Below are 15,010 nucleotides of genomic sequence, written 5' to 3' on the forward strand. Positions count from 1 at the left end.
TCCGTTTAATATGCTAAACAAAATAGCATATCTTGCTCGCCGTCGGCGACATTAATAAAACCCTTCCAGCACGTCCAGCGCGTCCGCCAGCTTCTTGACCCCGAACACCTGCATGTTGGCCGGCGGCTTTTTCGGCATATTGCCGTGCGGCACGATGGCGCGCTTGAAGCCGTGCTTGGCCGCTTCGGAGATGCGCTCCTGGCCGCTCGGCACCGGGCGGATCTCCCCCGCCAGCCCCACTTCGCCGAACACCACCAGATCGTTCGGCAACGGCCGATCGCGCAGGCTTGAGACCAGCGACATCAGCAGCGCCAGGTCGGCGCTGGTCTCGCTGACCTTCACCCCGCCGACCACGTTGACGAACACGTCCTGATCCGACATCTGCAGCCCGCCGTGCCGGTGCAGCACCGCCAGCAGGATCGCCAACCGGTTCTGCTCCAGGCCCACCGCCACGCGGCGCGGGTTGGACATCATCGAGTGATCCACCAGCGCCTGGATCTCCACCAGCAGCGGCCGGGTGCCTTCCCACACCACCATCACCGAGCTGCCGGAAGTGACTTCATCGCCGCGGCTAAGGAAGATCGCCGACGGGTTGCTGACTTCGCGCAGCCCCTGTTCGGTCATGGCGAACACCCCCAGCTCGTTGACCGCGCCGAAGCGGTTCTTGTGGCTGCGCAGGGTGCGGAAGCGGGAATCGGCGTCACCGTCCAGCAGCACCGAACAGTCGATGCAGTGTTCCAGCACTTTCGGCCCGGCCAGCGAGCCGTCTTTGGTGACGTGGCCGACCATCACGATCGCCACGCCGCGCGTCTTGGCGAAGCGCGTCAGGTAGGCGGCGGTTTCCCGCACCTGCGCCACGCTGCCCGGCGAAGACTGAATGTCCGCCATGTGCATCACCTGAATCGAGTCGATCACCATCAGCTTCGGCTGTTCCTGCTCAGCGATCAGGCAGATCTGCTCGATGCTGGTTTCCGACAGCATGTTCAGGCCGCCGGTCGGCAGCCCCAGACGGTGGGCGCGCATCGCCACCTGCTGCAGCGATTCCTCGCCGGTGACGTACAGGGTTTTCATCTGTTCGGACAGTTTGCACAGCACCTGCAGCAACAGGGTGCTCTTGCCGGCGCCGGGGTTGCCGCCGATCAGAATCGCGCTGCCGGGCACCACGCCGCCGCCCAGCACGCGATCGAACTCGAGAAAGCCGGTGGTGAAGCGCGGCAGCGCCTCAAGGCTGATTTCCGACAGCTTCTGCACCTTGCTGACGCCGGCGTCGCCGGCATAGCCGCTGAGGCGATCGTTGCGCGCCGCTGCGGGCGACGCGGCCAAACGCACTTCCGTGATGGTGTTCCAGGCCTGACAGGCGCTGCACTGCCCCTGCCAACGCGGATAGTCCGCCCCGCACTCATTGCACACAAATGCCCGTTTTGCCGCTTTTGCCACGTCTTACCTCAATCTTTCGTTATCGCACTTCGTGTTTCAGGCTGCCGGTGAGAATACACAGTACGCCCATCAGATCCGCATGCCGGATCGCCACCTGCGCTTTTTCATACACTTTCGGCTTGGCGTGGTAGGCGATGCCCAACCCCGCCGCCTGCATCATTTTCAAATCGTTGGCGCCGTCGCCGATGGCCACGGTCTGCGCCAGCGGGATCTCCAGCTTCTCCGCCAGCCGCAGCAGCGTATCGGCTTTGAACTGCGCGTCCACCACCGGCCCCAGCACTTCGCCGGTCAGCTTGCCGTCGCGGATCTCCAGCTCGTTGGCCGCCGCCGCCACCAGCCGCAGCCGGTTGCGCAAGTATTCGGCGTAGTAGGTGAAACCGCCGGAGGCGATCGCCACATGCCACCCCATCGCCTGCAGCTTGCCCACCAGGCTGGTCAGCCCCGGCATCAGCGGCAGCTCGTCGCGCACCTGCTTGAGGATGTTGGCGTCGGCCCCTTTCAGCGTGCCGACGCGCTGGCGCAGGCTGGCGGTAAAGTCCAGCTCGCCGCGCATCGCGCGTTCGGTGACTTCCGCCACCTGTTCGCCGACGCCCGCCAGCTTGGCGATCTCATCAATGCATTCGATCTCGATCGCCGTCGAATCCATATCCATCACCAGCAGCCCCGGCGTGCGCAAGTGCGGGATCTTGCCGAGCGGCGCCACGTCCAGCCCGCTCTCCGCCGCCAGCAGCTTGGCGCGCGGCGTCAAGGTGCCCGCCAGGCGCACGACCTGATAGTCGTCCACGCCCCAGGCGGTGACGATCACCATCGCCGCGCCCAGCTTGCGTTGGAATTGCGTAATGCGCGCCTTGTCCAGCTTTCTGCCGTATAACAGCCACCCGGTATTGCCCGCCCGGTAGTCCAGCGGCATCACTTCGTCGCCGCTGAGCGAAAGGGGAAGACCCGGCCATTGAGAGATCTCCGCCGGAAGATCGCAATAGGTCAGACTGTTTGACATCATTGACTCCTGAATGGACAAAAACGCTGCATGATAAAACGACGCATCAAGCTATCCTATCGCCAGCGGTTCTGGCAACATAAAGTGTCCCCGATGCCCAAGGAACCTGCATGGCTCGCGCTAAACTGAAATTTCGCCTGCACCGCACCGCTATTATCCTGATTTGCCTGGCTTTGCTGGTGCTGCTGATGCAGGGCGCCTCTTATTTTAGCCTGAGTCACCAAATGGCGCGATCCGAGCAGGTGGAAGAGTTGGCGCAGACGCTGACCAAACAGGTCGCCTACAGCCTGGCGCCGCTGCTGGACGACGACGGCAACAACCCGCGCATCGACGCCATCCTCAAGCAGCTCACCGATCACAGCCGCATTCTCGACGTCAGCGTGTATCAGCTTGACGGCACGCTGGTCTCCCACGCCGGGGAACAGATAAGTATACGCGATCGCCTGTCGCTCGACGGCAAACGCGCCGGCAGCTACTTCAACCACCAGTTGGTCGAATCCATTCAGGGCAAAGACGGCCCGATCGGCTTTATCCGCATCACCCTCGACACCCACGTGCTGGCGACCGAATCCAAGCAGGTGGACAATACCACCAACCTGCTGCGCCTGATGATCCTGCTGGCGCTGGCGATCGGCATCATTCTGGCGCGTACCCTGCTGCAACACCGCCGCAGCCGCTGGCAGCAGTCGCCGTACCTGTTGACCGCCAACACGCCACTGGAAGAAGGCAATACGGTGGAAGACGACGAAGAGGATGCGCCGGAAACAAAGCAGGAAGCGCCGAAGAAGGAATAACTCAGGCCAGGCGTTGAATGCGTTCTCGCCGTTTTATTGTCCTTTCAGTGAATAGATTGCCCGTAACGGCTGCACCCATAATCAATTGAAAGGTAAAGCGTTAGCAAAAAATCGGCCGTGCGGAATGAATAGATTGACGGGCGGGCGCCATGACGACGCCCGCCGCGGTATTACGCTTTGTCGCCCAGCAGCACGGATTCCAGCGCGATAACGATCATTTCGTTAAAGGTGGTCTGGCGTTCCGCCGCCGTGGTCGCTTCGTGACGCAGGATGTGGTCGGACACGGTGCAGATGGTCAGCGCCTTACAGCCGAACTCTTCGTACAGCTCCGCCGCCACGCCGTAGATGCCGGCCGCTTCCATTTCCACGCCCAGGATGCCGTACTTCTTCATCACCTGGAACATGTCCGGATCCGGGGTGTAGAACAGATCGGCGGAGAAGATGTTGCCCACGCGCGCCGGGATGCCCTGCGCCGCCGCCGCGTCGACCGCGTTGCGCACCATGTCGAAGTCGGCGATCGCCGCGTAGTCGTTATCCTTGAAGCGCAGACGGTTCACCTTGGAGTCGGTGCAGGCGCCCATGCCGATCACCACGTCACGCAGTTTGATATCGTCACGCACCGCGCCGCAGGAACCCACGCGAATGATCTTCTTCACGCCGAATTCGGCAATCAGCTCGCGCGCATAGATGGAGCAGGACGGGATGCCCATGCCGTGGCCCATTACGGAGATGCGGCGGCCTTTGTAGGTGCCGGTGAAGCCCAACATGCCGCGCACGTTGTTCACTTCCACCGCGCCTTCCAGGAAGGTTTCGGCGATGTATTTTGCGCGCAGCGGGTCGCCCGGCATCAGTACTACGTCAGCGAAATCACCCATCTCAGCATTAATGTGCGGCGTAGCCATAATTTTCTTCCTTTAGAAATCTTATTTAATAAAAACGTCAAACATCCAAGCCTTGAATTTCGAGTCGCAGCCAGGCAGCTAGCGGGTGAATCCCCAGGAACTTACTTGAGTAAGCGACTGAGGTTCACGCGTGAAGCTAACAACGCTGCGGCTTGAAAGACAGGGCTTAGAACATGGTCTTACCGTAATCCATCGGCGACAGGCCAAAATAATTGGCGACGGTCTGGCCGATGTCGGCGAAGGTCTCGCGGTGGCCCAGCGAACCCGGTTTCACTTTCGGACCGTAAACCAGCACCGGGATGTGCTCGCGGGTGTGGTCGGTGCCCGGCCAGGTCGGGTCGCAGCCGTGGTCGGCGGTGAAGATGATGATATCTTCGTCTTTCACCAGCTTCAGCAGCTCCGGCAGGCGGCGGTCGAACAGCTCCAGCGCGGCGGCGTAGCCCGCCACGTCGCGGCGGTGGCCGTAAGAGGAGTCGAAGTCCACGAAGTTGGTGAACACGATGGTGTTATCGCCGGCCTTTTCCATTTCAATCAGGGTCGCGTCAAACAGAGCATCGATGCCGGTCGCCTTCACCTTCTTGGTGATGCCGACGTTGGCGTAGATGTCGGCGATTTTACCGATCGACACCACTTCGCCGCCCTTCTCGTCCACCAGCTTTTTCAGCACGGTCGGCGCCGGCGGCTCTACCGCCAGATCGTGGCGGTTGCCGGTGCGCTGGAAGTGGCCCGGCTTATCGCCGACGAACGGACGCGCGATCACGCGACCGATGTTGTAACCGCCTTCGGTCAGCTCTTCACGCGCGATTTCGCACAGCTCATACAGACGATCCAGGCCGAAGGTTTCTTCATGGCAGGCGATCTGGAACACCGAGTCGGCGGAGGTGTAGAAAATCGGCTTACCGGTTTTCATGTGCTCTTCGCCCAGCTGATCGAGGATCACGGTGCCGGATGAGTGGCAGTTGCCCAGGTAGCCCGGCAGATTGGCGCGTTCGACCAGTTTGTCCAGCAGCGCCTGCGGGAAGCTGTTGTGCTCGTCCTTGAAGTAGCCCCAGTCGAACAGCACCGGCACGCCGGCGATTTCCCAGTGGCCCGACGGCGTGTCTTTACCGGAAGAGAGCTCGCTGGCGTAAGCGTAAGCACCGATGATGTCGGCGTTGCGATCCAGCCCCTGCGGGAAGTTGCCGGTGGACTCCTCCGCCGCTTTACCGAGGCCCAGACGGCTCAGGTTAGGCAGCGTCAGCGGGCCCTGGCGGCCCACGTTGGCTTCACCGCGCGCGCAAACCTCGGCGATGTGGCCCAGGGTGTCGGACCCCTGGTCGCCAAAACGTTCGGCGTCTTCGCTGGCGCCGATGCCGAAGGAGTCCAATACCATAATAAATGTGCGTTTCATCTGTGCTCTCCTGCGTGTTCTCACGCTATTGCGACCGCAAAACTGCAATCGCCCTTATTCTCTAAATTTATACCCAATGGATTTCAAGTTGTAGCTAGGCGGCTAGCGCGTGTATCCCCAGGAGCTTACTCAAGTAAGTGACTGGGGTGCACGCGTGCAGCCAACAACGCTACGCTTGAAAGACGAGGGTCATCACGCTTGAGTGATGCGCTTATACACCACCGGCGTCGCCTCCGGCGCCTTGTCGCTCAGCGTCATTGCGCTGCGCACCGCATCGGCCGCCAGCTGCCAGCTCTCTTCATCGTTGGCGTGGATCATCGCCAGCGGTTGCTGGGTATCCACCTTATCGCCCAGACGCGCTACCTCGGTCAGGCCAACGCTGTAATCGATGGCGTCGCTCGCCCGGCGGCGGCCGCCGCCCAGCGACACCACCGCCATACCCAGCGCGCGGGTATCCATGGCGCTGATGATGCCCGGCTTTTCAGCATACACCGGCTTGCTCAGCGTTGCCGCCGGCAGATAGCTATCATAACGTTCGACGAAGTCTATCGGCCCTTGCTGCGCCGCCACCATGCGGCCAAACACCTCAGCCGCTTTGCCGTTGTCCAGCACCGCCTGCAGCTTGGCGCGCGCATCGGCCTCGTCTTGCGCCAGGCCGCCGGACAGCAGCATCTCCACGCACAGCGCCAGCGTCACTTCCAGCAGGCGCGGGTTGCGGTATTCGCCGGTCAGGAAGCGCACCGCTTCGCGCACTTCCACCGCGTTGCCGGCGCTGGAAGCCAGCACCTGGTTCATGTCGGTCAGCAGCGCGGTGGTCTTGCAGCCCGCGCCGTTGGCCACGCCGACGATCGCCTGCGCCAAATCTTGCGACAGGGCATAGGTCGGCATAAAGGCGCCCGAGCCAACCTTCACGTCCATCACCAGCGCATCCAGCCCTTCCGCCAGTTTCTTGGCCAGAATAGAGGCGGTGATCAGCGGGATCGAATCCACGGTGGCGGTGATGTCGCGGGTGGCGTAAAAACGCTTGTCCGCCGGCGCCAGCGAACTGGTCTGGCCGATGATCGCCACGCCGACGTCCTGAATGATTTTGCGGAAGGCGTTATCGTCCGGGAAAATATTGAAGCCCGGAATGGCTTCCAGTTTGTCCAGCGTGCCGCCGGTATGCCCCAGGCCGCGGCCGGAGATCATCGGCACATAGCCGCCGCAGGCCGCCACCATCGGGCCGAGCATCAGCGAGGTCACGTCACCCACGCCGCCGGTCGAATGCTTGTCGACGATCGGGCCATTCAGCGCCAAACTCTTCCAGTCCAGCACAGTGCCGGAATCGCGCATCGCCATGGTGAGCGCCACGCGCTCCGGCATGCTCATGTCATGGAAATAAATGGTCATCGCCAGCGCGGCGATCTGCCCTTCCGACACCACGTTGTCGCGAATGCCGTTGATGAAAAAGCGGATTTCCGCTTCGCTTAACGGCTGGCCGTCGCGTTTCTTACGAATAATTTCTTGAGCCAGGAACAAGGCATCCCCCTGTGTCGCCGAGAGTCGGTGCAGACGGGCGCGCCTGGCGCCCGCCAACGAAATCGATCAGTAGCCGCCGCCGGCGGTCTGGGTCTGGTGGCCCAACGCGGTCAGCAAGCTGGCCAGCAGGCTGGAAGCGCCAAAGCGGAAATGCCGCGCATCGGCCCACCCTTCGCCCAGAATACGATCGGCAAGTTGCAGATAATGCAGCGCGTCTTCCGCGGTGCGCACGCCGCCGGCCGGCTTGAAGCCCACCGTCTTCGCCACGCCCATATCGCGGATCACCGACATCATCAGCTCGGCGCTCTCCAGGGTGGCGTTGACCGGCACCTTGCCGGTGGAGGTCTTGATAAAGTCCGCCCCGGCCTTGATGGCGATCTCGGACGCCTTGCGGATCAAATCGGCCTGTTTCAGCTCACCGGTTTCGATGATCACTTTCAGCAACACGTTGGCCGCCTGGCAAGCCTGCTTGCACTGTTTCACCAGCTCGAAGCCGACCTGTTCGTTGCCGGCGATCAGCGCGCGGTATGGGAACACCACGTCCACTTCATCCGCGCCATAGGCGATCGCCGCGCGGGTTTCCGCCAGCGCGATGTCGATATCGTCATTGCCATGCGGGAAGTTGGTCACGGTGGCGATGCGGATGTCCGGCGTGCCTTGCTCGCGCAGCGCCTTACGCGCCACCGGGATAAAACGCGGGTAGATGCAGATGGCCGCCGTGTGGCCGGCCGGGCTGTTGGCCTGACGACAGAGCGCGATCACTTTCTCGTCGGTGTCATCATCATTCAGCGTGGTTAAATCCATCAAGTTCAGCGCACGTTGCGCTGCTGCGGTTAATTCGGTCATAAAACTCTCCAACTGAGTACCTGGGTGTTGGCGAGCGGACTTGGTTCCATGAAGATAGCGCTGGGGAACGACGTTCCCGCGGCGGCAACTGAGATCCTTCTCACCGCACATGGCCACCCGCCTTGCGGCCGGCCAGTAATAGCTATTTGAACACGAATGCCGAAGGCGATTCGCGTTCATCGTCACACTATATGAAATAGCACTGTAACAGACCGGAATTATATGTGAAGAACATCACAAAATAACGCGATATCGTTCACAAATTCGCTAAAGAAGCGGCTGAAGATCGCGGATGCGGCAAGCACCCGCGTTGCTTAGAGTATAGGCGGAGTCCCGCGATCGGTCGCGCCGTCGCGGGCTCCGTGATGGCTTACAGCGCCAGGAAGAAGCCGGCGATGGTGGCACTCATCAAGTTGGACAGCGTGCCCGCCGCCACGGCCTTCAGACCGAAGCGCGCGATGTCGTGGCGACGGTTGGGCGCCATGCTGCCCAGACCGCCCAGCAGGATCGCCACCGAGGAGAGGTTGGCGAAGCCGCACAACGCGAAGGAGATGATCGCCTTGGTGTGCGTCGACAGCACCTGCAGGCCTTCCGCCGCCACCACGTCATCCGGGCGCAGATAGGCGCCGAAGTTCATGTAGGCGACGAACTCGTTGACGATGATCTTCTGTCCGATGAACGAACCGGCGGTCATCGCTTCGCTCCACGGCACGCCGATCAGGAAGGCGATCGGTGAGAACACCCAGCCGAGGATCAGCTCAAGCGACAGCTGCGGATAATCGAACCAGCCGCCGATACCGCCGAGAATGCCGTTAAGCAAGGCGATCAGCGCGATAAACGCCAGCAGCATCGCACCGACGTTCAGCGCCAGCTGCATGCCGGAAGCCGCGCCGGAAGCCGCCGCATCGATCACGTTGGCCGGACGATCCTCTTCGGCGATCAGCTTCATCGCATCGTCTTTATCGTGGGTCTGCTCGGTTTCCGGCACCATCAGCTTGGCGAACAGCAGCCCGCCCGGCGCGGCCATGAAGGATGCGGCGATCAGGTATTCCAGCGGCACGCCCATCTGCGCGTACCCCGCCAACACCGAACCGGCTACCGAAGCCAGGCCGCCGCACATCACGGCGAACAGTTCTGACTGGCTCATGGTGGCGATATAGGGGCGCACCACCAGCGGCGCTTCGGTCTGGCCGACGAAAATGTTGGCGGTCGCCGACAGCGATTCGGTGCGCGAGGTGCCCAGCAGCTTGTGCAGGCCGCCGCCCAGCACGCGGATCACCAACTGCATGATGCCGAGGTAGTACAGCACCGCAATCAGCGAGGAGAAGAACACGATCACCGGCAGGACGCGCAGCGCGAACACGAAGCCGCCGCCGCCGAACACCTCGAACATCTTGTCGGACACCAGCCCGCCGAAAATGAACGAAATGCCCTGATTGCCGTAGGCGATAACGTTTGCCACGCCGTTAGACATACTGCCGAGGATGCTGCGGCCCAGCGGCACGTACAGCACCAGCGCGCCGATGCCGACCTGAATGATGAACGCCCACACGACGGTACGCAATTTGATGGCCCGACGGTTGCTGGAGAGCAGCACCGCAATGGCGATCAGCACCGCCATACCGACCAGACTCATGATGAGTTGCATGCAAAGTTTCCCTGTTGCAAAAAATAAAATACATCCCTGCTCATGAAGAGAGGTCTGCTATTGGAGAGTTTCGGGGGGATTATACTGAGCGAGGTCACCCTCGCACCGATTTATGTCACAAATGTATACAACGAGACGCAAATGAAAATCTTATAACGTGACACAGGTCACGTTATAAACCCATCAATCCGGCATGGCAAACAGTGACTGGGTATTGCGTTGCAGGTGAGCGGCGATCTCGTCGGCCGGTTCCGGCCGCAGCGCGCACAGCGTGTGAAACACCTCGGCGGCGCGCTCGGGGCGATTCTGCTGCCCCTGATAGCCGGCCAGCGGCATGTCCGGCGCATCCGTCTCCAGCAGCAGCGCCTCAAGCGGCAGTTGCGCCATCACGCCGCGCGTTTTCTGCGCCCGCTCATAGGTGATGGTGCCGCCCACGCCGATGTAATAGCCGAGGCGGATAAACGCCTGCGCCTGCGACAGGCTGCCGGCGAAGCCGTGCACCACGCCGCGGCGCGGCAGTTGCATGCGCCGCAGCGCCGCGGCCAGCTGATCGTGGGTGCGGCGCGAGTGCAGGATCACCGGCAGGTCATGCTGTTTCGCCAGCCTCAGCTGGGCCAACAGCACGCTTTGCTGGCGCTCGAACTGCGGGTTGTCCATATACAGATCGAGCCCAATCTCCCCCACCGCCACCAGCTTGCGCGGCCGTTCGGCCAACAGCGCCGCCAACTGTTCCAGCTGCGGCTCATGATGCTGCGCGATATACAGCGGGTGCAGCCCCAGCGCGGCGAACAGCGGCGCGTGATCCTGCGCCAGCCGCAGCACCCGCGCAAAGCGATCGGCAGTGACCGTCGGGACGATGATGCGCTGCACGCCGGCGCTTGCCGCCCGCGTCAGGCTTTCGGCCTCGTGTCCGGTAAAGGGTGGGAAATCGAAATGGCAGTGGGTGTCGGTAAAGGCGTAGCTCACAGCGCGCCCCCTTCACCCGGCGGCAGATCGCCCGGCAGAATGAGTTTCGGCGCCGCCACCGCAGCCTCCGGCTGCGCCGTGAGATCGGGCGACATGGCGATGTCGGTCACGATCGGCGAAGGCATTCTGACATTCTCGGGCTGGATCAGGCGGCGCGACAGCGATTTTCGCACCTTGATGCCGTCCGGTTCCTGCTGCGCCATCCACTGGCCGACGGTGGCCAGGAAGTAGCGGCCGCAGCGGCGCCCCAGGTGATAATCCTGATTGAGCGCCCCCAGTCGGCTGCCCAGCGCATTGCTGGCCAGCGGCTTAGGCGGGAAGATCTCGAAGATACGCAGCTTGCCCGGCGGCTTCTCGATAAAGCGCTGGATGCGGTGATAGCTTTGCTCATGATGCTGCAGGATGCGCACCATCTGCTGCAGGCTGCTGTCGCTCAGCCAATGCTCCATACGCTTCATCCACTGCGGGGTGTAGTACATTTGCGAAGGCACGGTGCGGATCACCACGATGGTGTCGGCGCCGCGGCGATAGGCCTCTTCCACCGGAATCGCATCGCTGATGCCGCCGTCCTGATAGCTGACGCCGTCCAACTCCACGCCCTGACGGTAGAAGCCGGGAATGGCGCTGGACGCCTTGATGGCCGGCAGCCAGCGTTCGCGCTGCGCCGGCAGATAGGCCGGTTCGAAATCGTCGCTGCGGCAGGCGCACAGCAGGAATTCGCGCCCGTCGATAAAGTGCTGTTCCGCCACGTCCATCGCCAGCGGCATCTGCGCCGCCGCCGTATCAACCAGCCAATCGAGATCGATCAGATGCCCGCCGCGCACGAAGCGCAGCGGATTGAAGAACTGTGCCGAAGTGGTGTAACGGGTGATCACCCGGCGCGCGTAGCCCATCTGCCCACAGATATAGGCAGACAGATTCTGAGCGCCGGCCGATGTGCCGATCAGCAGATCGAAAGGGTTAAAGCCCGCGCGCTGAAACTCGTCCAGCACGCCGGCGGTGAAAATGCCGCGCTGGCCGCCGCCTTCGCAGACCAGCGCCATCTTGCCTGGCCGAAAGGGTTTAGACGCCAGCGGTTCTATATTGCCGAGCGTGATGGGTATTCTGTATCCCAACTTGGCATCCTCAGTGAGACGTTTTCTCCGAGGATACCGCGTCTCGCTCTCTTCCGTAATCCTCTTGCAGTACACCGGCGAGGAAATCGTTGCTGCCGGCCAGCCAGGCGCAATCGCTGCCGGACCATTCGGCCCACGCCTGCCATACCTGGCCTTTCAGCTGTTTCCAGCGCCCGACGATGATGTCGCTGTTCATGGCCGGCCCTCCCCGAGGTGAGAAAAGGAATTAAGCTTTGTTACAGTTTACGGGAAAATGCCGGCCGGCTAAGGGCGCCGACGGCCGGTGAACAGGCTGACCAGGAACAGGATGATGCCGACCACGAACACCACCTTGGCGGCCCAGGCGGCGGTGCCCGCCAGCGAACCGAATCCCAGTGCCGCAGCGATAAGCGCGATGACTAAAAAGATAATGCCCCAACGAAACATAAGCTTCTCCTTACCATTGTGAAAAAATTCTCTGCTGTCTGCCGCCCCGACAACGGGACGTCGACGGCAAATCAGTTTCTTTTTTTGGTGGTACACGTCGGGCCGCCTTCACGGCCCGACAGATGCGGCTTGTTGTTACTTGTTACGGGCGCCTGGCGGGATTACGGCTTGACCACCAGGTCGTTTTTCACGCTTTTCACGCCGTCGATGGCCTTGGCGATGCTTTCGGCACGCTCAGACTGCGCCTGCGTTTTCACCTCACCGGAAAGCTGCACCACGCCATCGGTGGTTTCCACTTTCACATTGCGCGACGGCACGATGTCATCGGCCAGCAGCTTGGCTTTCAGCTCGCTGGTGGTGGCAGTGTCGCCGGCATACGATTTGATCGACTGGTTGGCTTCGTCCTTCACGTGCAGCTTGTCGCTGACGGTCTTGACGCCTTCCACCTTACCGGCAACCGCGACCGCATGTTCCGCCTGCGCCTGGCTGCCGACAAAGCCGCTCAGGATCACGGCGCCTTTTTCGGTTTTCACCGAAATGTCAGCGCTTTTGATGGTCTTATCTTCCACCAACGCACTTTTAACTTTAGCCGTTATCGCGCTGTCATCCATGTAACCGTCAACTTTTTTCATGGAGCTATCGATTTTGGCACCGGCACTGTCCGCGGCGTTAGACGCCTTGTTTAACAGGCTGTCTTCGGCCAGTGCAGTGCCGCTCACCAAAGCAGAACCCAAAACAACAGCCATCAGCGAGTGTGCAAATTTGGTCTTTTTCATCGATCTCTTCCTTTTGTTGGGGGCTCGCAGCGCCAGAGCGCCGGAACCCTTCAGCCGCCTTCACGCGGCCTCTCGGTAAATACTTCATCATCGCTATACGATTAAGCGTTCACGACAGGAGTATTGCAACGGCCGTGCCAATCCAAAAAACACCTTATTTATCAAAGATAAAAAATTTTCAGTTGGATTTTTAATCAACAAACTGTCGTCTATTGACGACAGACTAAGCCACACAAAACTGAAATATACCTATCTCATTGATATTTAAAGACACTGACTGTCTCCTATCGGCAACACATCAGAATAACTCACCAAGCAAGCAACGTATTTCAGTGATTTACTCTCAAGCAATGTGCGAACATCCTGTTAAAGATAGACCATCAGACGGAAAATGCAGACCGAACGAACGCCGCCTGGCGACATCGGTTCGCAGGGTAAAATATGAGTAAGGTTTATTAATTAGCGCGGTTAGGGTGGGAGGAGCGTGCAGGGCGCACCGGGCGCCCTGCCGATTGATCAGTGTTCGCGGGTTTTGCGGAAGGTCACGTCAGGATAACGTTCCTGCGTCAGGTTGAGGTTCACCATGGTCGGCGCGATGTAGGACAGGTTGTCTCCACCGTCCAGCGCCAGGTTGATCTCGTTCTTGCGCTTGAACTCTTCGAACTTCTTCACGTCGTCGCACTCGACCCAGCGAGCGGTCGACACGTTAACCGACTCGTACAACGCTTCCACGTTGTACTCGCTCTTCAAGCGCGCCACCACCACGTCGAACTGCAACACGCCGACCGCGCCGACGATCAGATCGTTGTTGGCGATCGGGCGGAATACCTGCACCGCGCCTTCTTCGGACAGCTGCACCAGCCCCTTCAGCAACTGTTTCTGCTTCAGCGGATCGCGCAGGCGAATGCGGCGGAACAGTTCCGGCGCGAAGTTCGGGATGCCGGTGAACTTCATGTCTTCACCCTGGGTGAAGGTATCGCCGATCTGAATGGTGCCATGGTTGTGCAGACCGATGATGTCGCCCGGGTAGGCTTCTTCCACGTGCGAACGGTCGCCGGCCATAAAGGTCAGCGCGTCGGAGATCACCACGTCTTTGCCGGTGCGCACCTGGCGCAGCTTCATGCCCTTCTCATAACGGCCGGAAACCACGCGCATAAAGGCCACGCGGTCGCGGTGCTTCGGATCCATGTTAGCCTGGATCTTGAACACAAAGCCGGTGAATTTCTCTTCCGCCGCCGTCACTTCGCGGGTGTCGGTTTTGCGCGGCATCGGCGCCGGCGCCCAGGCCACCAGGCCGTCCAGCATATGATCCACGCCGAAGTTGCCGAGTGCGGTACCGAAGAACACCGGCGTCAGCTCGCCGCTCAGGAAAGCCTCCTGATCGAACTCGTGAGAAGCGCCCTGCACCAATTCCAGCTCATCGCGCAGCTGCGCCGCCAGATCTTCGCCCACCGCCGCATCCAGCTCTGGGTTGTTCAGGCCCTTGACGATGCGCACTTCCTGAATGGTATGGCCTTTACCGGTCTGGTACAGGTAGGTTTCATCCTTGTACAGGTGGTAAACGCCCTTGAACAGCTTGCCGCAGCCGATCGGCCAGGTGATGGGCGAACAGGCGATCTTCAGTTCGCGTTCGACTTCATCCATCACCTCCATCGGATCGCGGATGTCGCGGTCCAGCTTGTTCATGAAGGTCAGGATCGGCGTGTCGCGCAGGCGGGTGACTTCCATCAGCTTGCGGGTGCGATCCTCAACGCCCTTGGCGGCGTCGATCACCATCAGACAGCAGTCGACCGCGGTCAGGGTGCGATACGTATCTTCGGAGAAGTCTTCGTGCCCCGGGGTGTCCAGCAGGTTGACCAGGCTGTCGCGATACGGGAACTGCATCACCGAGGTGGTGATCGAGATCCCACGCTGCTTTTCCATTTCCATCCAGTCGGATTTGGCGTGCTGGCTGGAGCCGCGGCCTTTTACCGTACCGGCGGTCTGGATCGCCTGTCCGAACAGCAGCACTTTTTCGGTAATGGTGGTTTTACCGGCATCGGGGTGCGAGATGATGGCGAAAGTTCTTCTTTTGGAGACTTCGCGGGCAAATTCACTAGGAGACATGGTTTTCAGGTTCTACGGTTAGTCCGCCCTGCGACATCATCAGAACGCGCCGATCGCGGCGCCGGGCAAAGCGGTGAATAAAAGATAAC

14 protein-coding genes are annotated in these 15,010 nt (G+C 60.9%); 1 reads left to right on the top strand and 13 read right to left on the bottom strand.

What is annotated here, in order from left to right; all coding sequences use genetic code 11:
* Nucleotides 1–51: 51 nt before the first annotated feature.
* Nucleotides 52–1,437: a DNA repair protein RadA gene (gene radA, locus CRO23_RS20785; RefSeq protein WP_028127870.1), complete on the bottom strand. Its 1,386-nt coding sequence runs from the start codon at nt 1,435–1,437 to the stop codon at nt 52–54.
* Nucleotides 1,438–1,456: 19 nt separating this feature from the next.
* Complete coding sequence (gene serB, locus CRO23_RS20790; RefSeq protein WP_016929162.1) at nt 1,457–2,434, bottom strand: phosphoserine phosphatase; 978 nt, start codon at nt 2,432–2,434, stop codon at nt 1,457–1,459.
* Nucleotides 2,435–2,544: 110 nt separating this feature from the next.
* Between serB and CRO23_RS20795 the strand changes: the two genes are divergently transcribed.
* A complete protein-coding gene (locus CRO23_RS20795) occupies nt 2,545–3,228 on the top strand; it encodes a YtjB family periplasmic protein (RefSeq protein ID WP_004933054.1) in 684 nt (227 codons plus the stop codon).
* 170 nt (nt 3,229–3,398) lie between these two features.
* Here CRO23_RS20795 and deoD read toward each other — a convergent pair whose 3' ends face one another.
* The 11 genes from deoD to prfC form a co-directional block, all read right to left on the bottom strand.
* Nucleotides 3,399–4,130 (bottom strand): purine-nucleoside phosphorylase, encoded by a 732-nt coding sequence (deoD, locus tag CRO23_RS20800; RefSeq protein ID WP_004933059.1) that lies wholly within the window; start codon nt 4,128–4,130, stop codon nt 3,399–3,401.
* A 166-nt stretch (nt 4,131–4,296) separates the two neighbouring features.
* Nucleotides 4,297–5,520 (bottom strand): phosphopentomutase, encoded by a 1,224-nt coding sequence (gene deoB, locus CRO23_RS20805; RefSeq protein ID WP_016929163.1) that lies wholly within the window; start codon nt 5,518–5,520, stop codon nt 4,297–4,299.
* A gap of 192 nt (nt 5,521–5,712) precedes the next feature.
* On the bottom strand, nt 5,713–7,038 hold the full coding sequence (deoA, locus tag CRO23_RS20810) for a thymidine phosphorylase (protein ID WP_048796556.1): 1,326 nt from the start codon (nt 7,036–7,038) through the stop codon (nt 5,713–5,715).
* A 66-nt stretch (nt 7,039–7,104) separates the two neighbouring features.
* Nucleotides 7,105–7,884: a deoxyribose-phosphate aldolase gene (deoC, locus tag CRO23_RS20815; RefSeq protein ID WP_016929165.1), complete on the bottom strand. Its 780-nt coding sequence runs from the start codon at nt 7,882–7,884 to the stop codon at nt 7,105–7,107.
* A gap of 370 nt (nt 7,885–8,254) precedes the next feature.
* On the bottom strand, nt 8,255–9,532 hold the full coding sequence (locus tag CRO23_RS20820; RefSeq protein ID WP_004933076.1) for a NupC/NupG family nucleoside CNT transporter: 1,278 nt from the start codon (nt 9,530–9,532) through the stop codon (nt 8,255–8,257).
* A gap of 183 nt (nt 9,533–9,715) precedes the next feature.
* Nucleotides 9,716–10,498: a TatD family hydrolase gene (locus CRO23_RS20825; RefSeq protein ID WP_097102789.1), complete on the bottom strand. Its 783-nt coding sequence runs from the start codon at nt 10,496–10,498 to the stop codon at nt 9,716–9,718.
* A complete protein-coding gene (locus CRO23_RS20830; protein WP_028127872.1) occupies nt 10,495–11,613 on the bottom strand; it encodes a patatin-like phospholipase family protein in 1,119 nt (372 codons plus the stop codon). The genes CRO23_RS20825 and CRO23_RS20830 overlap by 4 nt, the downstream gene beginning before the upstream one ends.
* Before the next feature lie 10 nt (nt 11,614–11,623).
* On the bottom strand, nt 11,624–11,809 hold the full coding sequence (locus tag CRO23_RS20835; RefSeq protein ID WP_025305210.1) for a CsbD family protein: 186 nt from the start codon (nt 11,807–11,809) through the stop codon (nt 11,624–11,626).
* A gap of 68 nt (nt 11,810–11,877) precedes the next feature.
* Nucleotides 11,878–12,039, bottom strand: a complete 162-nt coding sequence (locus CRO23_RS20840) for a DUF1328 domain-containing protein (RefSeq protein WP_004933089.1) — start codon at nt 12,037–12,039, stop codon at nt 11,878–11,880.
* Between the two features lie 161 nt (nt 12,040–12,200).
* Nucleotides 12,201–12,815: a molecular chaperone OsmY gene (gene osmY, locus CRO23_RS20845; protein ID WP_016929169.1), complete on the bottom strand. Its 615-nt coding sequence runs from the start codon at nt 12,813–12,815 to the stop codon at nt 12,201–12,203.
* A 516-nt stretch (nt 12,816–13,331) separates the two neighbouring features.
* Nucleotides 13,332–14,921 carry a peptide chain release factor 3 gene (gene prfC / locus CRO23_RS20850; protein ID WP_004933094.1) on the bottom strand — a complete coding sequence of 530 codons (1,590 nt, stop codon included), beginning with the start codon at nt 14,919–14,921 and terminating at the stop codon, nt 13,332–13,334.
* Between the last annotated feature and the right edge of the window lie 89 nt (nt 14,922–15,010).

It is taken from the genome of Serratia sp. JKS296 (genome assembly GCF_900215445.1).
GTDB lineage: Bacteria > Pseudomonadota > Gammaproteobacteria > Enterobacterales > Enterobacteriaceae > Serratia > Serratia marcescens.

What these genes read in the sequence shown, in the direction of transcription:
- serB (WP_016929162.1), bottom strand. Translation starts at nt 2,434, where the DNA reads ATGTCAAACAGTCTGACCTATTGCGATCTTCCGGCGGAGATCTCTCAA.
- CRO23_RS20795 (WP_004933054.1), top strand. Translation starts at nt 2,545, where the DNA reads ATGGCTCGCGCTAAACTGAAATTTCGCCTGCACCGCACCGCTATTATC.
- deoD (WP_004933059.1), bottom strand. Translation starts at nt 4,130, where the DNA reads ATGGCTACGCCGCACATTAATGCTGAGATGGGTGATTTCGCTGACGTA.
- deoB (WP_016929163.1), bottom strand. Translation starts at nt 5,520, where the DNA reads ATGAAACGCACATTTATTATGGTATTGGACTCCTTCGGCATCGGCGCC.
- deoC (WP_016929165.1), bottom strand. Translation starts at nt 7,884, where the DNA reads ATGACCGAATTAACCGCAGCAGCGCAACGTGCGCTGAACTTGATGGAT.
- CRO23_RS20820 (WP_004933076.1), bottom strand. Translation starts at nt 9,532, where the DNA reads ATGCAACTCATCATGAGTCTGGTCGGTATGGCGGTGCTGATCGCCATT.
- CRO23_RS20835 (WP_025305210.1), bottom strand. Translation starts at nt 11,809, where the DNA reads ATGAACAGCGACATCATCGTCGGGCGCTGGAAACAGCTGAAAGGCCAG.
- CRO23_RS20840 (WP_004933089.1), bottom strand. Translation starts at nt 12,039, where the DNA reads ATGTTTCGTTGGGGCATTATCTTTTTAGTCATCGCGCTTATCGCTGCG.
- osmY (WP_016929169.1), bottom strand. Translation starts at nt 12,815, where the DNA reads ATGAAAAAGACCAAATTTGCACACTCGCTGATGGCTGTTGTTTTGGGT.
- prfC (WP_004933094.1), bottom strand. Translation starts at nt 14,921, where the DNA reads ATGTCTCCTAGTGAATTTGCCCGCGAAGTCTCCAAAAGAAGAACTTTC.